The following is a 21,594-nucleotide window of genomic DNA, read 5'->3' on the forward strand; positions in this document are numbered from 1 at the left end:
GTCAGCCTGTCTGATCGGGGGATCACCCAGCATGGACTCAGTCACCATCGTGGGTGCGGGGGTGGTGGGCCACGCCAGTGCCGTCGCCCTCCGCGCCCACGGCTACACCGGCCGCATCACCGTGCTCGGCAGCGAACGCCACCGGCCCTACGACCGGCCGCCGCTCGGCCGCGGCTTCCTCACCGGGCAGACCACGATCGATGAACTGGCGCTCGAGGCCCCTCACGACGACCTCGACGCCGACTGGCGCCTGGGGGTCGCGGCCGTCGCGCTCGACGCGGCCACGCACCGGGTGACGCTGGCCAACGGCCGCACCGTCGACTCCGACGCCGTGGTGATCGCCACCGGCTCCGCCGCCCGCCGCATGGCGACCATGCCCCGCGGGGTGCACACGCTGCGCACCGTGGAGGACGCCCTGGCGCTCCGCGAAGAACTGCTGCCCGGCGCCCACCTGGTCGTGGTCGGCTCCGGGGTCGTCGGCCTCGAAGTGGCGTCGACCGCCCGTGACCTGGGTCTGCGGGTGACGGTGCTCGTCAGTAGCACGGATGCGCTCCACACGGCCTTCGGCGCCACCGTCGCCGGCGCCGTGTTCGGGCTGCACGAGCGCCGGGGCATCACCGTGCGCACCGACCTGCGGGTGACCGAGCTGATCGGCCCCGGCTGGGTGTCCGGGGTGCGGCTGAGCAGCGGGGAAGAGATCGGAGCCGACCTGGTGCTGCTGGACATCGGCGCGGTGCCGCTGGTCGGCTGGCTCGGCGGCTCCGCACTCGACCCGGGTGGCCGGGACCTGCACGGCGGGGTGGTCGCCGACGCGGCCGGCGGCACCGGCGTGCCCGGGATCGTCGCGGTCGGTGATTGTGCGGCCTGGCTTGACCCGGAAACCGGGGCGCACCGCCGCATCGCGCACTTCAGCGACACCCGCAACCGACCGTCGATCGCCATGGCCGCGCTGCTCGGGGTCGACCCGGGCGGGGCGGGGGCGCCCGCCACGCTGACCTCGGAGCAGGCCGGCGCCCTGGTGCAGTTCGCCGGCCGGGTGCACGGTGGCGAGTCGATGACGATCGAGGCGGGCGGGGTCGACACCGGCGACCTGCTGGCCGTCTACCGCCGTGGCGAGACGCCGGTGGCGGTGCTGGGCATCGACCAGCCCGGGCGGGTCGAGGAGTGGCGGACCCGGTTGCTCGAGCTCAGCCTGAGCCTCACCGACACCGACACCGACACCGACGCCCACATTGACACTGCCGGGCCGGCCGGCCCTGTCAGGGACGCCAGCGCGCTCGGCTGAGGTCCACCCTGTAGCCGGACTCCGGCTCGGGACCGGGCAGCAACGGTGTCTGCTCGGCCCGGTAGTGCACCAGCGCCCGGCTCTCGTGGCCGATCGGCGGATGCCCACCGGCGCGGATCACCCGCCACCACGGCGCATCCGACCCGAATTGCGCCATCGTCTGGCCCACCACCCGGGCGGCGCGGGAGCCGAGGGCGGCGGCGACGTCGCCATAGGTCATCACCCGGCCGGGTGGGATCGCCTCGACGACGTCGAGCACGGCCTCCACGAACGGGCTGGCCGGGTTGAGGCGCACCGGCTAGAGGGTGAGCGCGCCGATGACCTCACCGAACTCGGTTTCGCCGATGTCGACGAAGCCGATGCGGTGGAAGAAGGCCTCAGGGCCGTCCTCGCCGGGCTCCCAGATCACCGTGATGCGGTCGAAACCGCGGTGACGGGCCTCTTCGGCGAGGGCATCGGCGGCGAACTTGCCCACACCCATGCCCTGGGCCTCGGCGTCGACGTTGATCCGCCAGATGCAGGCGCGGAATTCCTCCTGGGCGGATTCGGGGTCGAAATTACCGTGGATGAACCCGGCGACCTCGCCGTCGAGCAATACGACACGCTGCCAGGCGGTGGCCGGGTTGATCACGGATGCGGCGACCGAATACGAGACCGGCGCGATGAATTGCTCCTGACCGGGCTTGAGGCTCAGGTTATTGGCCGCGACGATGTTGCGCGCGGACAGTTCTTCAAGTCGGAGTTCAGGCATACACCCAAGGCTATCGCCCGGCCACGGCGGCAGGTAGTCGGGTTTGTGGGGGACTCGGCGACCGTCACCGAAACGCCGGCCAACTGTCTCGATGTCGAGACAGTTACCGCCCTCGGCTAGGATTGTTGACGGCCACCACGCCCCGACTCACTGAGGAGAATCCATTGTCGAAGATCAAGGTTGCAGGTACTGTCGTCGAGCTTGACGGGGACGAGATGACCCGCATCATCTGGCAGGCCATCAAGGACTCCCTGATTCACCCGTACCTCGACATCGACCTCGAGTACTACGACCTCTCGATCCAGAAGCGTGACGAGACCGACGACCAGATCACCGTCGACGCGGCTCACGCCATCCAGAAGCACGGCGTCGGCGTCAAGTGCGCCACCATCACCCCGGACGAGGCCCGGGTCGAAGAATTCGGCCTGAAGAAGATGTGGGCGTCGCCCAACGGCACCATCCGCAACATCCTCGGCGGCACCATCTTCCGTGAGCCGATCATCATCTCCAACATCCCGCGCCTGGTGCCGGGCTGGAACAAGCCGATCATCATCGGCCGCCACGCGTTCGGCGACCAGTACCGCGCCACCAACTTCCGTTTCGAGGGCGAAGGCACCCTCACCATGACCTTCACCCCGAAGGACGGCGGCGACCCGCAGCAGTTCGAGGTCTTCCAGGCGCCGGGCAGCGGTGTGGCCATGGGCATGTACAACCTCGACAAGTCGATCATCGACTTCGCCCGCGCCTCGCTCAACTACGGCCTGGAGCGCAACTACCCGGTCTACCTGTCGACCAAGAACACCATCCTCAAGGCGTACGACGGCCGGTTCAAGGACATCTTCCAGGAGATCTTCGACACCGAGTTCAAGGACCGCTTCGAGACCGCCGGCCTCACCTATGAGCACCGCCTGATCGACGACATGGTCGCATCGGCGATGAAGTGGGAGGGCGGTTACGTCTGGGCCTGCAAGAACTACGACGGCGACGTGCAGTCCGACACCGTCGCGCAGGGCTTCGGCTCGCTCGGCCTGATGACCAGCGTGCTCTCCACCCCCGACGGCAGCGTCGTCGAGGCCGAGGCCGCGCACGGCACCGTGACCCGGCACTACCGCCAGCACCAGCAGGGCAAGCCCACCTCGACCAACCCGATCGCGTCGATCTACGCCTGGACCCGCGGCCTGTCGCACCGCGCCAAGCTCGACGGCAACCCGGCGCTCGCCGAGTTCGCGCACACCCTCGAGGATGTGGTCGTGAAGACCGTCGAGAGCGGCAAGATGACCAAGGACCTCGCGCTGTTGGTCGGCCCGGACCAGGGCTACCTCACCACCGAGGAGTTCCTGGCCGCGATCGCCGAGAACCTGCAGACCCGCCTGGCCTAACCCGCCCGCCCGCACCCGAAAAGGCCCCGTCGATCCGGCGGGGCCTTTTCTGCGCCCAACTGTCGCCGAAACGGACAAATGTGCCCGGTACGCCGGGCGCAATTGTCCGCACCGGGAACAGTTGGCCCGACGGGTACGGCGACAAGCGGAGGCTCTCCTTGCTGGTGCCTACGGGCATCCGAGGTGACAATGGAGCCATGTCCACGCTCACGGGAGCATTCCGCCGGTATCCGGTTGTGGCGGCAACCATCCTCATCGGCCTGCTCGGACTGCTGCTGTGGGCCGCCGGGCTGACGGTCGCCGTGCAGTGGCTGTTCTCCGCCCTCGGCCTGGTCGTTGTCGGCATCCAGGGCGTCGGCATGATCAAACGGATGCGCCAGGGCTCGTTCGGCGTGGACCTGCTGGCGATCATGGCCATCATCGCGACCATCCTGGTGGGCGAGTACGTGGCCACCCTGCTGATCGTGCTGATGCTCTCCGGCGGCGCCGCGCTCGAGGACTACGCCGCGGGGCGGGCCCAGCGGGAGCTGAACGCCCTGCTCGACCGGGTGCCGCAGATCGCGCACCTGCTGCGGGGCGGCTCCTCCGACGTTGACGACGTGCCGGCCACCCTGGTGCAGATCGGCGACCTGCTGCTGGTGCGGCCCGCCGAGATCGTACCCGTGGACGCCGACCTGGTCTCAGCCTCGGCCGCGTTCGACGAGTCCTCGCTGACCGGCGAGAGCCTGCCCGTTGAGCGGCACGCGGGCGACCCTGTGCTCAGCGGTTCCATCAACGGGCAGGCCGCAGCGACAGTGCGCGCCACCGCCCTGGCCGCCGACAGCCAGTACCAGCAGATCGTGGCGCTGGTGGCGGAGGCCGCCGCGAGCAAGGCCCCGGTCGTGCGCCTCGCCGACAGGTACGCGGTGCCGTTCACCGCGGGGGCGCTGCTGATCGCCGGCCTGGCCTGGTTCGTCTCCGGTGACCCGGTGCGTTTCGCCGAGGTGCTCGTGGTCGCCACCCCGTGCCCGCTGCTGCTCGCCGCCCCGGTGGCGTTCATGGGCGGGATGAGCCGGGCGGCCCGGAACGGCATCATCGTCAAGGGCGGGGGAGTGCTCGAGAAACTCGCCCGCGCCAATACTGTGGTCTTCGACAAAACCGGCACCCTCACCTACGGCACGCCGGCCATCGCCCGGGTCTGCCCGGAGGACCCGTTCAGCGAGGACGAGCTGCTCAGCCTGGCCGCGTCGGCCGAGCAGTACTCGTCGCACGTGCTCGCCGCATCCGTCATCACCGCCGCCGAAACGCGCGGCCTCGCGCTGCAGCGCACCGAGTCGGCCGTGGAGGTGCCCGCGCACGGCGTCACGGCCCGGTTCGGCGACCAGGAGGTGGTCGTAGGAAAGCTGTCGTTTGTGGCCGAGCACGCCCCGGATGCCTACCCGGCCGACCTGTCCGGCGGCGAACTGGCCATCTACCTGACCGTGGACGGCCGGTACGCGGGCTGCATCGTCGCCAGCGACCAGGTGCGCGACAACGCCCGCGCCACCATCGCGGCGCTCGAGCGGCTGGGCGTGCGCGAATCCGTGATGCTCACCGGCGACACCCGGCCGACCGCGAACCACATTGCCCGGCTGGTGGGCATCACCAGGGTGCGGGCGGACTGCCTGCCGGCCGACAAGGTCGACGCCGTGCGGGCCATCCGGGAGCGGCCGGTGATCATGGTCGGCGACGGCGTCAACGACGCGCCCGTGCTCGCCGTGGCCGACGTGGGCATCGCGATGGGCGCCAAGGGGTCCACCGCGGCCAGCGAATCGGCGGATGCCGTGATCCTGCTCGACGACCTGTCCCGCGCCGCCCGGGCCGTCGCAATCGGCCGGGACACCGTGCGGATCGCCCTGCAGAGCATCTGGCTCGGCATCGCGCTCAGCATCGGCCTGATGATCGCCGCCGCGTTCGGGCTGATCCCCGCCACCGTGGGCGCGTTGCTGCAGGAGCTGGTGGACCTGGCCACCATCCTCAACGCGCTGCGGGCCATCGGCGGGCGCCGCGACGTGCGGGCCCGCGGGGTGGCCGCCCGAATTCCCGCGGCCACACAGCCGGTGCCCACCCGCTGACTCTGGCGATCTTCCAGGGGCCCGCGAGCGCCTAATCTGGAGGGATGCGACGCATCCGTTTGCCGTTCGGGCCCACCACCAGCCGAACGGCTAACGAACCCCGCCTCGGCCGGGATGTCTATGTGCTCGGTGTGATCGCGTTCTTCGTCATGGTGGGCTTCGGCGTCGTGGTGCCGGTACTGCCGGTGTACGTGAAGAGCTTCGGCGTGGGCAACCTCGAGATCGGCGCGGTGGTGTCGGCGTTCGCCCTGATGCGCTTCGTCGCCAGCCCGGTCTGCGGCAAGCTCATCGACTGGGCCGGCGAACGCACCATCCTCGCCGTGGGCATCGGCATCGTGGCGGTCTCCAGCGGCCTGGTCGGCATCGCCGGCAGCTACCCGCAACTGCTGCTGCTGCGGGGAGTGGGCGGCATCGGCTCGGCGATGTTCACCGTCGCGGCGATGACCCTGCTGCTGCGCACCACCGCGCCGGGCATCCGCGGCCGCGCCGTGGGTTTCTACCAGGGCGGCTTCCTCATCGGCGGAATGGCCGGGCCGGCGCTCGGCGGCCTGCTCGCCACCATCTCGCTGACCGCGCCGTTCTTCTTCTACGCCGGCACCCTCGCCGTGGCCGGGGTGATCGGGCTGGTTCTGCTGCAGCCGGCCACGCGCGCCGGCGCCGGCTTGACGGGCGCTCCGACACCGATGCTCCCGCTCCGCAGCGTGCTCCGCGACCCCCGGTTCCGCGCCGCCTGCCTGGCCAACTTCTCCCAGGGCTGGTCGTCGTTCGGGGTGCGCGGCGCCCTGGTGCCGGTGCTCGTCGTCGAGGTACTCAAGGGACCGAGCGCCTGGACCGGAATCGCGTTCGCCGTCGCCGCGGTCGCGCAGACCCTTGCTCTGGCGCCCGCGTCCAGGTTCGTCGACACCGTCGGACGGAAACCTGCCATCATCGGCGCTTTCCTGGTGGCGGCCGTGACGATCACGGCGATCCCATTCGCCCCGAACATTTGGCTGCTCACCGCGCTGCTCTGTGTCTACGGCGTCGCCGCGGCATTCATGGGCACCGCGCCGGCGGCATCCGTCGGCGACGCGGCCGGCACCGCGGGTGGCCGCCCGGTGGCGATCTTCTCGATGTTCTCCGACTTCGGCGCCATCGTCGGCCCCCTCGTGGCGGGCCTGCTCGCCGACACCGTCTCGTACCCGGCCGCGTTCCTGCTCGGCGGGCTGCTCTTCGTCGCCACCTCCCTCTACGCCCTGCGGATGCCCGCCGGCCTGCCCGCGCACCCCGCCGCCGAGCCGCCGGTCACCGACGCCGTCGACCGCTGAGCCGCACAACTCCTGCAGACCCTGCCCGGTCGAGTAGCCAGCGGCAGCCGTCGGTCCTACGGTGGGGGCATGGCCTACCTCGAGGTGCCCGCGCCGGCCGATCTGGCCCCGGACGTGTTGCGGCTGTGGTACCTCGAGCAGCCCGCGGAGCAACGCTACGAGCGCATCTTCCCGCAGCCCGCCCTGCACCTGATCCTTAACCTGTCCGACCCGTATCGGGTGTTCGACCTGGAGACCGGCGCGGCGCGCACGCTCGGGGCGGGCTTCCTGTCCGGGCTGCAGCCACGGTTCCTGATGACCCAGAGCCCGTCGGCGATCCGGCACGTCGCCGCCGAGCTGGCGCCGTTCGCCGCCGCCAGGTTCCTCGATCTGCCCGCCGACGAGCTGACCGGCACCGTGCGGGAGAGCCAGGGGTTGCTCGGTGACACCGACGCGCTGCGGCAGACCGCGCGGCGGGCCCCCGACCCGGCGGTGGCGGTGGCGCTGCTGATCGACCACCTGCGCGCCCGGCGACGGCCAGGCTCGGCGCCGCCGGCGGTGCTGCGGGCCTGGGCCGGCATCCACCAGAACCCGGATGCGCCGGTGCCGGAGATCGCGGCGGCCGCCGGGCTCAGCCACCACCGCCTGATCGACGACTTCAAGTCCTGGTGCGGGGTCACCCCCAAGGCCTACGCGGACATCGTCCGGTTCCGCCAGTTCATCCAGGCACTGCCGTTGCAGGGGCCGATGCCCAGCTGGGCCGATCTGGTGGCCACGTCCGGGTACTACGACCAGCCCCATTTCATCAGGGTCTTCCGGGCGTTCACGGGCTTCTCGCCCAGCCGGTACCTCGACATCGTCACCCGCTTCGGTGTGGACTACGCCGCCTTCGTGCCGCTGGATGAGCCGGAGGGTGTGCCGTCGCCGACGGTGCCGGAATTTTCTACAAGACGCACCGCGCCCTGATGGTTAGCGTGACAGTGTCCCGGAGTGGCCGGGACCAGGTATCCCGGGAGTAGACATGGACGTGTCATTCAACTGGCTGGCGGTCGCGCTGGCCGCACTCTCGTCGTTCGTGATCGGCGGGCTCTGGTACTCGGTGGTGTTCGCCCGCCCGTGGCAGCGCGCGGCGGGCGTCACCGACGAACAGCTGAAGCACGGCACCGCGCGGGTCTTCATCGGTTCGGCGATCCTGGCGATCGTCATGGCGATCAGCTTGGCCGTGTTCATCGGCTCGAACGGGCCGGGCTTCGGCACGTTCGCCGGATTCGCGACCGGCTCGACGTTCGTGGCCGCAGCCTTCGGCGTGAACTATCTGTTCGAACGGAGAAGCCTCGTGCTGTTCGCGATCAACGGGTCGTACAACGTGGTGTCCTTCACCGTGATGGGCGCCATCATCGGTCTGCTGCAGTAATGCTCAGGCGCTGAGCTCCTTGCGGCCGGAGAGCACACCGCTGACGGTGGCCACCACCGCGAAGACGCCGGCAACAATCGGCTGGCCCAGGTCCCACCAGGCCAACGCCGCGGCGCCGAACACGAAGATCTCCACGATCGCCTTGCCGAACGGGTCGAGCCGGAACACGGCCTTGGGCGAGCGGAACAGCGCCCAGACCAGGATCGCGAAGGCCGGCGCGAGGATGCCCACCAGGATGCCCGGCCACGGCAGCGGCCAGGCCAGGAACCCCCAGAGCGCCAGGCTCACGAAGGCGAACAGTTCAAGCACAAAACGCAGGATGTCGTTGGCGCCGATGGTCGGGGTGGGGCGGGTGTCGTTCACCCGCCAATCCTACCGACCGGGCTACTTGAAGATGATGGTGCGTGCTCCGTCGAGCAGCACCCGGTTCTCGGCGAACCACTTCACCGCCTGGGTGAGTGTGCGGCTCTCCTCGTCCTGACCGATCGCGACGAGTTCGGCGGGGGTGCGGGAGTGATCCACGCGCACGACGTTCTGCTCGATGATCGGACCCTCGTCCAGGTCGCTGGTGACGAAGTGCGCCGTGGCGCCGATGAGCTTCACACCGCGGGCGTGGGCCTGCTTGTACGGGTTGGCCCCCTTGAAGCCGGGCAGGAACGAGTGGTGGATGTTGATCGCGCGGCCCTCGAGATACGCGCACAGCTCGGGGGAGAGGATCTGCATATACCGGGCCAGCACCACCAGTTCGATGTCGTTCGCCTCGACGGCGTCGACCACGCGAGCCTCGAACGCGGCCTTGCTGGCCGCATCCGTGATCGGCAGCGATTCGAACGGCACGCCATAGAACCCGACCAGGTCGCGCAGGGTGCCGTGGTTGCTGAGCACCAGCGGCACCTCGACGGCCAGCTGGCCACCGCGCTGGCGGAAGAGCAGGTCGTTGACGCAGTGCCCGGCGGTGGAGGCCAGCACCAGGGTGCGCAGCGGCCGCCCGACAACGTCGATGACGGATGCCATGGCGTACCGCTCGATGATCGGCGCGAGCGCGGCCTGCAGTTCGTCGCGGTTCGCGGGGGACTCCACCTGCAGACGGATGAAGAACCGGCCGGTGTCGGCGCTGGAGAACTGCTGGCTCTCGGTGATGTTGCCACGGGCCTGAACGATCGCGCCGCTGACGGCGTGCACGATACCGGGCTGGTCGGGGCAGACGAGGGTGACGACCAGGTGGTGGTGGTGCACGGGAGCCGGAAGACTGGTGTTCATCGAACCAGATTACCGGGACTGCCGGTGCACACCGGCATCAGCGGCCGGCCGGCCGGTTGCGCCGGGCGACCCTGTCGTTTGCGGGCTCACTCGGCTAAGCTAGTCCGTGGTCGGCGGAATCTCACCGGCCCCGGGCGCGCACGTCGGCGCGCACCGCTTGAAGAACCCCGCGCAGCCAGCCGTGACAGCCGTTGGCCTCGGGCAAGCGGCATCCTGTCTGTGAGCCACAGCACCCATGTCATTCACCGCGCCCATCACGCTGCCATCGACCGGCGTTCCCGGTCCGAACGAAAAAGCCCCCACCGGACCGTTCCCCTGGATCGGCCTGATCGCCCTCTCCGCCGCTGTGTTCCTCTCGGTCACCTCGGAGATGCTGCCCACCGGCCTGCTGCCGGAAATGAGCAGCTCGCTGGGCGTGAGCCAGTCCCAGGTCGGGCTGCTCGTGTCCTGGTTCGCCTTCACCGTCGTGATCACCAGCACGCCGCTGGCGTTGCTGACCCGCCGGATGCCCAGGCACGGGCTGATCCTGATGGTCCTGGTCGTGTTCGCGCTGAGCAACGTGCTCACCGCGATCGCCCCCGACTACACCTTCGTGGTGATCTCCCGGGTGATCGGCGGGCTGGCGCACGGCCTGTTCTGGGGCGTGGTCGGCGCGTACTCCGCGCACCTCGTGCCCAGGGACCAGATCGCCCGCGCGGTTTCGATCACCATCGCCGGTGGCACACTGGCGTTCGTCTTCGGGGTGCCGCTGGGCACCTTCCTCGGCCACTTGCTCGGCTGGCGGCTCTCGTTCGTGGTGCTCGCCGGGCTGATGCTCGTGGGCGCCGTGGTGATCTGGAAGTTCCTGCCCAAGGTCGACCACTACAACGCCAAGCCGGCACAGCCCGTGACGACGGCCACCGGCACGGTCACGCTGCCCGCGAAGCTGCCGCGGGATGCCACGATCGGCGCCGTCGCGCTGGTCTGCGTGATCACGGCGCTGACCATGATCGGGCACTACACCTTCTACACCTACATCGCCCCGTTCCTCAGCGACACCCTCGGCGTGGGCAGCGACGCCGTGGCACCCCTGCTTTTCGCCTACGGCATCGCCGGGGCGATCGGCCTGTTCATCAGCGGGGTGGTGTTCAGCAAGCGCCCGCAGCTGGGCCTGGTGCTCGGCCTGGCGGTCACCGCCGTCAGCGTGAGCGTGCTGGCACTGTCCACCGAGGTGCTGCCCGTGGCGATCATCGCGTTCCTGGTCTGGGGCCTGGCGTTCGGCTCATTCCCGCCGCTGCTGCAGACCCGGCTGCTGCACACCGCGTCGGTGCGCATCCGCGACACCGCCAGCGCCGTGTACACCACGGCTTTCAACATCGGCATCGGCCTGGGCGCGTTCGTGGGAGCGTTCCTGCTGGACCGGGTGGGGCTCGGCACGGTGCCGTTCGTGTACGTGGCCATCATCCTGCTGTCCCTGGCCCTGGTGCTGTTCAGCGACATCGTCATCCGCCGCCGCGCCGTCTGAGCCCCGCCGCAACTGGTGCCGAAACGGACAAGTGCGCCCGGCATACCGGGTGCACTTGTCCGCACGGGCAACAGTTGGCGGGGCAGACCGGCCTAGCGTTTGGCGGTGGGCAGCGGCGGCCGAGCTGCCGCGATCTCGAGGATCCGGCCACGGCAGGCGAACCAGCCCAGGATCAGCGCCGGGATGATCAGGCCGAGCGAGCTGATGGTGAGGGTGCCGACCGGCCAGTCGAACGCCATCAGCACGAGCACCGTCGCGAGGAAGGCCAGCGTGAGGTACCCGGTGAACGGGGCACCGGGCATCCGGAACGCCGGCCGGGTGAGGATGCCCGCCTTCGCCCACGCCTGCAACCGCAGCTGGCAGAGCACGATCATGCCCCAGGCGCTGATGATGCCGATCGCGGCCATGTTCAGCACGATCTCGAACGCCTCGTCGGGAACGAGCGCGTTCAGGGCCACGCCGAGCAGGGTGACGACACCGGTGAGCAGGATGCCGCCGAACGGCACCCCATTGCGGCTCACCTTGTCGGCGAACCGGGGGGCCGACCCGGCCAGGGACATCGACCGGAGGATGCGTCCGGTGGAATACAGGCCGGCATTCAGCGAGGACAGCGCTGCGGTGAGGACAACGAGGTTCATGATCACGTCGACGCCCTCGACACCGATCGAACCGAAGAACGTCACGAAGGGGCTCACGCCGGCCTCGTATGCCGTGTACGGCAACAACAGCGAGAGCAACAGGACCGACCCGACGTAGAAGACCGCGATGCGCACGATCACCGTGTTGATGGCCTTGGGCATCACCTTCTCCGGGTTCTCGGTCTCGCCGGCGGCCGTGCCGATCAGTTCGATCGAGGCGTAGGCGAAGACCACGCCCTGCACCACGAGCACCGACGCGAGCAGGCCGTTGGGCAGCCAGCCGCCGTTGTCGGCGATCAGGGAGAAGCCCACCGTCGCGCCCTCCACCGGGGTGCCGAAGATGACCATCCAGGTGCCCACGATCAGGAACACCACGATGGCGACGACCTTGATCAGGGCGAACCAGAACTCCAGCTCACCGAACACCTTCACCGAGAGCAGGTTGAGGCCCAGCACCACGGCGAGGGCCAGCAGCGCGAACAGCCACTGCGGCACGTCGCCGAACGGGGCCCAGTACTTGCCGAAGAAGTTCATGTACAGCGCCACCGCGGTCACGTCCACAATCGCGGTCATCACCCAGTTCAGCCAGTACAGCCAGCCGGTCACGAACGCGGTCTTCTCCCCGAAGAACTCCCGCGCATACGACACGAAGGAGCCGGAGGTCGGCCGGTGCAGCACTAGCTCGCCGAGCGCCCGCAGGATCAGGAACGCAAAAAAGCCGCAGATCGCGTACACGAACACCAGGGCGGGACCGGCGATGGCCAGCCGGCCGCCCGCGCCGAGGAACAGGCCGGTGCCGATGGCGCCGCCGATCGCGATCATCTGCACGTGCCTGGCCTTGAGGCCCTTGTGCAGGCCCTGGTCCTCGTGCACGCTCAGGGCGTCGTCGATGTGCTCGAGCGGGGTTTCCTCGTGGCCGGAGCGGTGCGGTGTGGCGCTGGTGCGTGCGGGCGAGTTCTCGGGGCGGTCAGGCCCTGTGGTGCGAGTGGTCACGTGGAGCATCCGATCTGGGGTTTGCGGCAACACTAGTCGACGGATGCTCAACGGTCAGGGTCGAAAGACCCCTCCTGTAGACTGGGCAGCGACACTCTGACCGTAGAGACGACACTCTTTTACAGAGAGCCGGGAGGCCCCATGGCGACAATTCTCCTGGTCTTCCTGCTCGTTTCCGTTCTCACTCCCACGCTCACCCGCCTGATCGGGTTGCGCGTTTTTTATGTCGTGGCCATCCTGCCCACTGTGGCGTTCGGCTACACCCTCACCCAGACGAGCGTGGTCACCGTCGGCGGCGCCGTCACCCAGAGCCTGCCGTGGATCCCGCAGCTGGGCATCAGTCTGTCCTTCCGGGTGGATGCGCTCGCGTGGCTGCTGGCCCTCGTCGTCACCGGTGTCGGTGCGCTGGTGCTCATCTACTGCGCTCGCTACTTCGACGCCGACGAGCCCAGCCTGGGCCGGTTCGCCGCGCTGCTGCTCGCCTTCGCTGGAACCATGTACGGTCTGGTCACCGCTGACGACATCCTGGTGATGTTCATGTTCTGGGAGATCACCAGCGTGCTTTCCTACCTGCTGATCGGGCACTACACGACCAAACGGGAAAGCCGCGGTGCCGCCCTGCAGGCCCTGCTGGTGACCACCTTCGGCGGCCTGGTGATGCTCATCGGCGTTGTGATGATCTCCGTCGACGCCGGCACCACCTCGCTGGCCGCGATCGTCGCCGAACCCAGCGGGACCCCGATCGCGATCTGGGCGGTGCTGCTGATCCTGGTCGGTGCGCTGTCGAAGTCGGCTCTGATCCCGTTCCACTTCTGGCTTCCCGCCGCGATGGCCGCGCCCACCCCGGTGAGCGCCTACCTGCACGCCGCCGCGATGGTGAAGGCCGGCATCTACCTCACCGCCCGGTTCGCGCCTGGCTACGCGGACTCGCCGGGCTGGTTGCCGGTGCTGGTCACCATCGGCATCTGGACCATGCTCGTCGGCGCCTGGCGGTCGCTGCGCCAACACGACATCAAGCTGATGCTCGCCTACGGCACCGTCAGCCAGCTCGGCTTCCTCATGGTCGTCGTCGGCTTCGGCACCCGCGACGCTGCCCTCGCCGGGGCGGCGCTGCTGCTCGCCCACGCGCTGTACAAGGCCACCCTGTTCCTCGTGGTCGGCATCATCGACCACCGCGCCGGTACCCGCGACTGGCGCAAGCTCTCGGGGATCGGCCGCCGCGAACCGGCGCTCGCCGCCATCGCCCTCATCGCCGTCGCGTCGATGGCCGGCCTGCCGCCGCTCCTGGGTTTCGTCGCCAAGGAGTCGGTGTTCACCGCGTTCCTCGAGGCCGGCCTGGCCGGCGACGGCTGGGGCTGGATCGCCCTGGCCGGTACCGCGCTCGGTTCGGTGCTCACCGTCGCCTACAGCGCCAAGTTCTTCTGGGGCGCGTTCGGCACCCGCCCGGTGATCAGCGACACCCCCCTGCACGCCAGTCGGTGGGACTTCGCTCTGGCCCCCGGCATCCTTTCGGTCGCCACCGTGCTGCTGGGCCCATTCGTTATGCTGCTCGACCCGATGCTGGCCGCGTACGCCGACACCGTGCCCGGCGGCGGCGATTACCACCTGGCGCTCTGGCACGGGTTCGAACCGGCCCTGTTGCTCAGCACGATCGTGGTGCTGCTGGGCCTGGTCATTTTTGCCCAGCGCAAGCGGGTGGCCCGCTGGCAGGCCGCCGTGCCCGCCTGGGTGGACGCCGGCCACGGCTATGGCCACACCGTGCGATTCATCGACAGGGTGGCCGCCCGCACCACCCACCTCGCCCAGCGAGGCGGTCTGCCGCAGTACCTGTCCACCATCCTCGTGGTGTTCGTGCTCGCGCTGGGCGCGGCGTCCTTCGTCAACCGCACCTGGCCCGACGCCATCGTGCTCTGGGACTACCCGGGGCAGGTGATCATCGGCCTGGTCATGATCATCGCCACCGTGATGGCCGCCAGGGTCGGGCAGCGGATGACCGCGGTGCTGCTGGCCGGCGTCACCGGCTACGGCCTGGTCGCCCTGTTCGCCTTCCACGGCGCCCCCGACCTGGCGCTCACCCAGGCGCTCGTCGAATCGATCACCCTCGTGGTCTTCGTGCTCGTGCTCCGCCGGCTGCCCAGCCGCATCGCCGAGCACAACCGCCCGATGCACCGTCGCCGGCGGGCGATCATCGGCGCCCTCGTTGGCATCGTGATGGGCACCATCGCGGTCATCTCCCTCGGCGCCCGCCAGGCGCAGAGCATCGCCGCGGAACTGCCCAGGCTGGCCGTCGAAGAGGGCCACGGCAACAACATCGTCAACGTGATGCTCGTCGACATCCGGGCCTGGGACACCATGGGCGAGATCTCAGTGCTCATCGTGGTGGCCACCGGCGTCGCGAGCCTGCTGTTCGTGTCCGGTCGCAGCACAGAAATGCCCAGGCTCCGCGAGTCCCGCAAACGCCGCGAGCCGAAGAACCGCCGCCGCGTCGTGGCCGACCCGCACGCGAGCTCCGCCGGCCACGCCGTGACCCGCCAGTCCTGGCTGCTCGGCGGTCGCACCCAGTCGGCCGAGAACCGGTCGATCATCATCGAGGTGCTGGTGCGGCTGCTGTTCCACCCGGCCATCATCGTGTCGATCTACCTGCTCTTCGCCGGCCACAACCTGCCCGGCGGCGGCTTCGCCGGCGGCCTGCTGGCGGGCTTGGCCCTGGTGGCCAGGTACCTGGCCGGCGGCCGGTACGAATTGGGCGAAGCCGCCCCGATCGACCCGGGCAAAATCCTGGGACTCGGCGTGGTGCTCGCCGTCGGCACGGCCGTGGGATCGCTGTTCGTCACCGGGATCCCGCTGGAGTCGGCGTACTTCGAGGCGGACCTGCCGGTGCTCGGCCACCTCTCCTTCGGCACCTCCAGCATCTTCGACATCGGCGTGTACCTCGTGGTCATCGGCCTGGTCCTCGACATCCTCCGCAGCCTCGGCAGCGAGATCGACCGGCAGAGCGAACTCGACGAACCCGGCGACGACGGAGAAGACCACTCCACCGTGCCACCGATCGGCAACGCCTCCAGCGACGCCGGCGACGCTCTCGGCTTCGACGCGTCGTCGGAGTGGACCCCCGCCGAGGCGCCCGCGCCCGGCACCGGACCTGACACGGCCCCGATCACTCAGCCGGCCGGCGAGAGCCGTAACGCACCGGAAGGAGACCCGCGATGAGCGCCTCCCTGACCCTGGTGATCGTGATGGCGGTGATGTACGCCGCGGGCATCTACATCATGCTCGAGCGCAGCCTCACCCGGGTGCTGATCGGATTCCTGCTCGTGGGCAACGCCACCAACCTGCTCATCTTCATCATGAGCGGCCGGCCCGGCAGCTCACCGATCGTCACCGGCACGTCCCTGGACGACACCATGGCAGACCCGGTGCCGCAGGTGCTGATGCTCACCGCGATCGTGATCAACTTCGGCATCACCGCACTGCTGCTCGCGCTGATCTACCGGTCCTGGTGGCTGGCCCAGCTCGGCGACGAGGGCGACACCCTCACCGACGAGCACGCCGCGGAGACCTCCGGGGATTCCGAGGTCACCTTCCGCTCCTCCACCGACGACGAGGCCGCCGTGCAGGCGTCGCTCGACGCCAGCGAGGACGGCAGCGACGACGACAGCAGCGGAGCCGACAACACCGGCAACAGCGACCGGGAGGCCGGCACCTGATGAACATACTCGTGCCCCTCGTGGTCGCCATCCCGCTGCTCGGCGCCGCGCTCACCCTCGCCCTCGGCCGCCGCTCGCGCTACCAGGTGGCGGTGAGCGTGTTCTCGCTGGCGGCCGTCGTGGTGATCAGCGCCATCCTGCTCATGCTCGTCGACCAGCAGGGACCCGCCGTGGTGCACGTGGGCGACTGGCAGGCGCCGTGGGGCATCGTGCTCGTCGTCGACAGGTTGTCGGCGATCATGCTCATAGTCTCGGCGCTGATGCTGCTGGGCGTGCTGCTCTTCGCCGTCGGCCAGGGCATCGTGGAGGGCGACCAAGAGACCCCGGTGTCGATCTTCCACCCCACCTACCTGGTCCTGGCGGCAGGGCTGTTCAACGCGTTCATCGCCGGTGACCTGTTCAACATGTACGTGGGCTTCGAGATGCTGCTCTCGGCCAGTTACGTGCTGCTCACCCTCGGCGGCACCGGTGCACGCATCCGCGCCGGCGTGACCTACATCGTCGTGAGCCTGGTCTCCTCGATCCTGTTCCTCTCCGCCATCGCCCTGATCTACGGCGCCACCGGCACCGTCACGCTGGCGCTGCTGGCCGAACGCATCCCGGAGCTGCCCGGCGACGTGCAGCTGATCCTCGGGCTGATGCTGCTCATCGCCTTCAGCGTCAAGGCGGCGGTGTTCCCGCTCTCGTTCTGGTTGCCGGACTCCTACCCGACGGCGCCGGCCCCGGTCACGGCGGTGTTCGCCGGACTGCTCACCAAGGTGGGCGTCTACGCGATCCTGCGCACCCAGACGCTGCTCTTCCCCGATAACCGACTGCAGGTGCCGCTGATGATCGTGGCCCTGCTCACCATGGTCATCGGCATACTCGGCGCGCTGGCCCAGGCCGATATCAAACGACTGCTCTCGTTCACCCTGGTCAGCCACATCGGCTACATGATCTTCGGCATCGCCATCGGCACCGAGGCGGCGATCGGGGCCACCATCTACTACGTCGTGCACCACATCATGATCCAGACGACACTGTTCCTGTGCGCCGGGCTTATCGAGCGCATTGGCGGAACCACCTCGCTGGCCAGGCTCGGCGGGATGCTCAAGGCCGCCCCGTTCGTCGCCATCCTGTTCTTCATCGGGGCGATGAACCTCGGCGGCATCCCGCCGTTCTCCGGCTTCCTCGGCAAGGTAGCCCTGTTCGACGCGGGCGTGCAGGTCGGCGGGGGCCTGAACTACCTGCTGCTCGCCGGCGGTGCCGCGACGTCGCTGCTGACCCTGTACGCGCTGGCCCGGGCTTGGAACATGGCGTTCTGGCGGCCGCGTCGCGACGTGGAAAACTACGACTCCGCCATGCTCAGCGCCCTGCAGGACGACCCGCACGACGAGGGCACCGTGCTGACCAAGACCACATCACCGCTGATGACCGCGGCCACCGCGACCATGCTGGCGCTCACGGTGTGCCTCACCGTCTTCGCCGGCCCCGCCTTCGACCTCGCCGCCCGCGCCGCCGCGAACATCGAAGAGCCGTCGACCTACATCGACGCCGTCTTCCCCGGCGGTGCCCCGTGAGCGCGCGCCGGGAGCGCCTCGCCGCCGCCCTGAACCAATTGCCGCTGTTCCTCGGCCTGGTGCTGCTCTGGGCGCTGCTATGGGGCAAATTCTCCTGGCTGAACCTGCTCACCGGGGTGATCTTCGCCGCTGTCGTCTCCATCGTCTTCTACCTGCCGGCCGTGCAACTGAGCGGCCGAATCAACCTCTGGCGCAGCGCCTGGCTGTTCGGCAAGCTGCTCTTCGACATCGTGCGCGCCTCCGTCGACGTGTCCTGGCTCGCCCTGGGCCCCACCTACACCCCGAGCAACGCCATCGTCGCGGTGCACCTGCGCACCCGCAGCGACCTCATCCTCACCTGGACCGCCGTGGCCACCTCCATCGTGCCCGGCTCCATCGTGGTCGACATCGAACGGCTCGACTCCACCCTGTACCTGCACGTGATCAACATGCACGACGTGGCGGCGACCCAGAAGTTCCGGGCCCGGGTGCTGGCCACCGAGCGACGCATCGTGCTGGCGTTCGGCTCCGCCGAAGACGTCGAGCGGGTCTCCAGGGTGCGCGCCGAAGAAGACCTGCGCCACGGCCTCGACCGGTCGGCCGGGCCGCACACCCCCACAGACCCCCAGAACGGAGCCCCGGCATGACCCCCATGGATATCGTCGCGATCGTCGCCGGCCTCATGTTCGGCGCCGGCGCCCTCGCCGCCGTCTACCGCATCATCCGCGGACCATCGGTGCTGGACAGGGTGATCGCCTCCGACGTGCTCGTCGCCACCATCATCTGCGCGCTGGGCGCCGAGATGGCGTTCAACCGGCACACCGACAACCTGCCGGTGCTACTGGTGCTGGCCCTGTTCGCCGTGCTCGGTTCGCTCAGCGTCGCCCGATTCCTGCCCGGCCGGAACCGCGCATGAACGCCCTCTGGAGCGACGTGGTCACCGCGGTCCTTGTGCTTCTCGCCGCCCTGATGTGCCTCGCGGCCGGCGTCGGCCTGCTGCGCTTCCCCGATGTGCTCACCCGGCTGCACTCCGCCACCAAGCCGCAGATCCTCGGCCTCATGGCGGTCACCCTGGACATCGCGGTGACCAATTTCAGTGTCGGCACCGTGACCCTGGTGGTCGCGATCGTGCTCTTCCAGGCGCTCACCGCTCCGATGGCCGCGCACCTCGTGGCCCGCGCCTCCTACCAGACCGACCACCTGCGGCCCGATCTGCTCGTGATCGACGAGCTTCGGAACGCACGCGGCTGATAGTATTGCCGGGTCGCGACTGGCGTAGCACGAAAGATGGGTCACCATCGGGGAGCGACTGACACGGTTAGTGACCGCACGCCTGGGCCACGACACATCCATCGATAGTCTCAAGGAGTTTTCCCGTGTCCGACAGTGTGCTTACCAGTTCCGTACCCTCCACCTTCAACGAGCCCCTCGAGGTCGTCGACCCCGAGATCGCCGCGATCCTCGAGCAGGAGCTCGGTCGCCAACGCGACTACCTCGAGATGATCGCCAGCGAGAACTTCGTGCCCCGCGCCATCCTGCAGTCGCAGGGTTCGGTGCTCACCAACAAGTACGCCGAGGGCTACCCCGGCCGTCGCTACTACGGCGGCTGCGAGTACGTCGACGTGGCCGAGCAGCTCGCCATCGACCGGGCCAAGAGCCTGTTCGGCGCCGAATACGCGAACGTGCAGCCGCACTCCGGTGCCACCGCCAACGCCGCGGTGCTCTCCGCGATCGCCACCCCCGGCGACACCATCCTGGGTCTGGAGCTGGCGCACGGCGGCCACCTCACCCACGGCATGAAGCTCAACTTCTCCGGCAAGCTCTACAACCCGGTCGCCTACGGCGTCGACCCGGAGACCTTCCGAGTGGACATGGACGTCGTGCGCGACAAGGCGCTCGAGCACAAGCCGCAGGTCATCATCGCCGGCTGGTCGGCCTACCCCCGCCAGCTCGACTTCGCCGCGTTCCGCGCCATCGCCGACGAGGTGGGCGCCAAGCTCTGGGTCGACATGGCCCACTTCGCCGGACTCGTCGCCGCCGGACTGCACCCGTCGCCGGTGCCGTACGCCGACGTCGTCTCCAGCACCGTGCACAAGACCCTCGCCGGTCCGCGCTCGGGCTTCATCCTCTCCCGCGACACCGCGCTGGCGAAGAAGCTCAATTCCAACGTGTTCCCCGGCCAGCAGGGCGGCCCGCTCATGCACGTGATCGCCGCCAAGGCCACCGCGTTCAAGCTCGCCGCGCTGCCCGAGTTCAAGGAACGCCAGGAGCGCACCCTCCGCGGCGCCCGCATCCTGGCCGACCGGCTCACCGCCGACGACTCCCGCGCGGCGGGCATCGACGTGCTCACCGGCGGCACCGACGTGCACCTGGTGCTCGCCGACCTCCGCAACTCGGAGATCAACGGCCAGCAGGCCGAAGACGCGCTGCACGAGGTGGGCATCACTGTCAACCGCAACTCGGTGCCGTTCGACCCGCGCCCGCCGATGGTCACCTCCGGCCTCCGCATCGGCACGCCGGCCCTGGCCACCCGTGGTTTCGGCGACGCCGAGTTCACCGTCGTGTCCGACGTCATCGCCGAAGCGCTCAAGCCCGGCGCCGACATCCCCGCGCTCCGCGCTCGGGTGAAGGGCCTCACCGACGCGTTCCCGCTCTACCCCGGCCTGTCCCAGTAGGTCCGTCGGGTCGTGACGGATGCGGCCACTAGCGTCAGCGCATCCGTCACCGCCCGCACCCGGCAGCACTTCGCCGCCCCCGCGTCGGGGGCCGGCAGGGCCGCTGCCCGATTGGCGCGTGGCCCCAGGCTGGGGCCGGCGCGCAGTACTACCAACAGATCGGATGTCGCATGACCGCACTCACCCTCGACGGCGTCGCCACCGCGACCCAGGTCAAGCTTGAACTCACCGAGCGCGTACGCGCGTTGGCCGCGCTGGGCTCTGTGCCCGGCCTCGGCACCCTGCTCGTCGGCGACGACCCGGGCTCGCGCTCCTACGTGGCCGGCAAGCACCGGGACTGCGCCGAGGTGGGCATCGAGTCGATCCGCGTCGACCTGCCCGGCTCCGCCACGTCGGCGGATGTGCGCGCCGCGATTGCCGACCTCAATGCCGCCCGTGAGGTCACCGGCTACATCATCCAGCTGCCGCTTCCGGTGGGCCACAACGAGAACGCCATGCTCGAGCTGATGGACCCGGCCAAGGACGCCGACGGCCTGCACCCCACCAACCTCGGACGCCTGGTACTCGGCATCGAGGGGGAGCTCAGCTCGCCGCTGCCCTGCACCCCGGCCGGCATCGTGGAGCTGCTGCGCCGCTACGACGTGCCGATTGCGGGCAAGAACGTGGTCGTCATCGGCCGCGGCCTCACCGTGGGTCGCCCGCTGGGCCTGCTGTTCACCCGCAAGGGCCTGGACGCCACCGTCACCCTCACCCACTCCCGCACCGTCGATCTGGCCGCCGAGGTGCGCCGCGCCGACATCGTCGTGGCCGCCGTGGGAGTGCCGCACCTGGTGCAGGCCGACTGGATCAAGCCCGGCGCGGCGGTGCTCGACGTGGGCATCACGAGGGTGGAGAACCCGGAGACCGGCAAGGGCATCCTCACCGGAGACGTGCACCCCGACGTCGCGTCAGTCGCCGGTTACCTCTCGCCGAACCCCCGTGGCGTGGGTCCGATGACCCGCGCGATGCTGCTGGCCAACGTGGTCAAGGCCTCCGAGCGCCTGCTCAAGCCCTAGTCTCGTTCCGCGAACCGTG

General features: G+C 69.4%; 20 protein-coding genes and 1 riboswitch. Of the genes, 15 read left to right on the top strand and 5 right to left on the bottom strand.

What is annotated here, in order from left to right:
• Positions 1-31 precede the first annotated feature (31 nt).
• Complete coding sequence (locus E3O60_RS07980) at positions 32-1,285, top strand: NAD(P)/FAD-dependent oxidoreductase (protein ID WP_174776220.1); 1,254 nt, start codon at positions 32-34, stop codon at positions 1,283-1,285.
• Here the strand turns inward: E3O60_RS07980 and E3O60_RS07985 are convergent.
• Together E3O60_RS07985 and E3O60_RS07990 are read right to left on the bottom strand one after the other, a co-directional pair.
• Positions 1,260-1,580, bottom strand: coding sequence for an MGMT family protein (locus E3O60_RS07985; protein WP_134408912.1), 321 nt, complete (start codon positions 1,578-1,580; stop codon positions 1,260-1,262). The two genes, E3O60_RS07980 and E3O60_RS07985, sit on opposite strands and share 26 nt — an antisense overlap.
• 3 nt (positions 1,581-1,583) lie before the next feature.
• Positions 1,584-2,036: a GNAT family N-acetyltransferase gene (locus E3O60_RS07990; RefSeq protein WP_088457109.1), complete on the bottom strand. Its 453-nt coding sequence runs from the start codon at positions 2,034-2,036 to the stop codon at positions 1,584-1,586.
• Between the two features lie 164 nt (positions 2,037-2,200).
• Between E3O60_RS07990 and E3O60_RS07995 the strand changes: the two genes are divergently transcribed.
• The 5 genes from E3O60_RS07995 (at position 2,201) to E3O60_RS08015 (ending at position 8,205) form a co-directional block, all read left to right on the top strand.
• Positions 2,201-3,415 carry an NADP-dependent isocitrate dehydrogenase gene (locus E3O60_RS07995; protein ID WP_134497721.1) on the top strand — a complete coding sequence of 405 codons (1,215 nt, stop codon included), beginning with the start codon at positions 2,201-2,203 and terminating at the stop codon, positions 3,413-3,415.
• 197 nt (positions 3,416-3,612) lie between these two features.
• A complete protein-coding gene (locus E3O60_RS08000) occupies positions 3,613-5,508 on the top strand; it encodes a heavy metal translocating P-type ATPase (RefSeq protein ID WP_134497723.1) in 1,896 nt (631 codons plus the stop codon).
• A gap of 44 nt (positions 5,509-5,552) precedes the next feature.
• A complete protein-coding gene (locus tag E3O60_RS08005; RefSeq protein WP_088457106.1) occupies positions 5,553-6,812 on the top strand; it encodes an MFS transporter in 1,260 nt (419 codons plus the stop codon).
• 69 nt (positions 6,813-6,881) lie between these two features.
• A complete protein-coding gene (locus E3O60_RS08010; RefSeq protein WP_134497725.1) occupies positions 6,882-7,757 on the top strand; it encodes an AraC family transcriptional regulator in 876 nt (291 codons plus the stop codon).
• Between the two features lie 55 nt (positions 7,758-7,812).
• The gene (locus E3O60_RS08015; protein WP_134408908.1) at positions 7,813-8,205 is read left to right on the top strand and encodes a DUF1761 domain-containing protein; all 393 of its coding nucleotides are present in this window, start codon (positions 7,813-7,815) and stop codon (positions 8,203-8,205) included.
• A gap of 3 nt (positions 8,206-8,208) precedes the next feature.
• On the opposite strand, the gene E3O60_RS08020 is transcribed toward E3O60_RS08015, so the two are convergent.
• Both E3O60_RS08020 and purU read right to left on the bottom strand, forming a co-directional pair.
• Entirely contained in the window at positions 8,209-8,568 is a 360-nt protein-coding gene (locus E3O60_RS08020) for a YrdB family protein (protein ID WP_134497727.1), read from the bottom strand.
• Positions 8,569-8,589: 21 nt separating this feature from the next.
• Entirely contained in the window at positions 8,590-9,465 is an 876-nt protein-coding gene (gene purU / locus E3O60_RS08025; RefSeq protein ID WP_103478929.1) for a formyltetrahydrofolate deformylase, read from the bottom strand.
• A gap of 235 nt (positions 9,466-9,700) precedes the next feature.
• On the opposite strand from purU, the gene E3O60_RS08030 reads away from it, so the two are divergent.
• Entirely contained in the window at positions 9,701-10,969 is a 1,269-nt protein-coding gene (locus E3O60_RS08030; RefSeq protein ID WP_134497729.1) for an MFS transporter, read from the top strand.
• 92 nt (positions 10,970-11,061) lie between these two features.
• Here E3O60_RS08030 and E3O60_RS08035 read toward each other — a convergent pair whose 3' ends face one another.
• Positions 11,062-12,498, bottom strand: coding sequence for an amino acid permease (locus E3O60_RS08035; protein ID WP_240632507.1), 1,437 nt, complete (start codon positions 12,496-12,498; stop codon positions 11,062-11,064).
• Between the two features lie 243 nt (positions 12,499-12,741).
• Between E3O60_RS08035 and E3O60_RS08040 the strand changes: the two genes are divergently transcribed.
• The 8 genes from E3O60_RS08040 to E3O60_RS08075 all read left to right on the top strand — a co-directional run bounded on the left by E3O60_RS08040 (position 12,742) and on the right by E3O60_RS08075 (position 21,575).
• Positions 12,742-15,810 carry a Na+/H+ antiporter subunit A gene (locus tag E3O60_RS08040; RefSeq protein ID WP_134497731.1) on the top strand — a complete coding sequence of 1,023 codons (3,069 nt, stop codon included), beginning with the start codon at positions 12,742-12,744 and terminating at the stop codon, positions 15,808-15,810.
• Positions 15,807-16,307: a sodium:proton antiporter gene (locus E3O60_RS08045; protein ID WP_088457098.1), complete on the top strand. Its 501-nt coding sequence runs from the start codon at positions 15,807-15,809 to the stop codon at positions 16,305-16,307. Before E3O60_RS08040 ends, E3O60_RS08045 begins: the two co-directional genes overlap by 4 nt.
• Entirely contained in the window at positions 16,307-17,866 is a 1,560-nt protein-coding gene (locus E3O60_RS08050) for a Na+/H+ antiporter subunit D (RefSeq protein ID WP_088457097.1), read from the top strand. Before E3O60_RS08045 ends, E3O60_RS08050 begins: the two co-directional genes overlap by 1 nt.
• On the top strand, positions 17,863-18,492 hold the full coding sequence (locus E3O60_RS08055) for a Na+/H+ antiporter subunit E (RefSeq protein WP_121678497.1): 630 nt from the start codon (positions 17,863-17,865) through the stop codon (positions 18,490-18,492). Before E3O60_RS08050 ends, E3O60_RS08055 begins: the two co-directional genes overlap by 4 nt.
• Positions 18,489-18,761: a monovalent cation/H+ antiporter complex subunit F gene (locus E3O60_RS08060; RefSeq protein WP_088457095.1), complete on the top strand. Its 273-nt coding sequence runs from the start codon at positions 18,489-18,491 to the stop codon at positions 18,759-18,761. The genes E3O60_RS08055 and E3O60_RS08060 overlap by 4 nt, the downstream gene beginning before the upstream one ends.
• Positions 18,758-19,096, top strand: a complete 339-nt coding sequence (gene mnhG, locus E3O60_RS08065) for a monovalent cation/H(+) antiporter subunit G (protein ID WP_103432207.1) — start codon at positions 18,758-18,760, stop codon at positions 19,094-19,096. Before E3O60_RS08060 ends, mnhG begins: the two co-directional genes overlap by 4 nt.
• 5 nt (positions 19,097-19,101) lie before the next feature.
• Positions 19,102-19,191: riboswitch (ZMP/ZTP riboswitch) on the top strand.
• 30 nt (positions 19,192-19,221) lie between these two features.
• Positions 19,222-20,520: a serine hydroxymethyltransferase gene (gene glyA / locus E3O60_RS08070; protein ID WP_279327050.1), complete on the top strand. Its 1,299-nt coding sequence runs from the start codon at positions 19,222-19,224 to the stop codon at positions 20,518-20,520.
• A 170-nt stretch (positions 20,521-20,690) separates the two neighbouring features.
• Positions 20,691-21,575, top strand: coding sequence for a bifunctional methylenetetrahydrofolate dehydrogenase/methenyltetrahydrofolate cyclohydrolase (locus tag E3O60_RS08075; RefSeq protein ID WP_103432208.1), 885 nt, complete (start codon positions 20,691-20,693; stop codon positions 21,573-21,575).
• The last annotated feature ends 19 nt before the right edge of the window (positions 21,576-21,594 follow it).

The sequence above is a fragment of the Cryobacterium sp. TMB1-7 genome (assembly GCF_004402435.1).
Taxonomy (GTDB): Bacteria; Actinomycetota; Actinomycetes; order Actinomycetales; family Microbacteriaceae; genus Cryobacterium; species Cryobacterium zongtaii.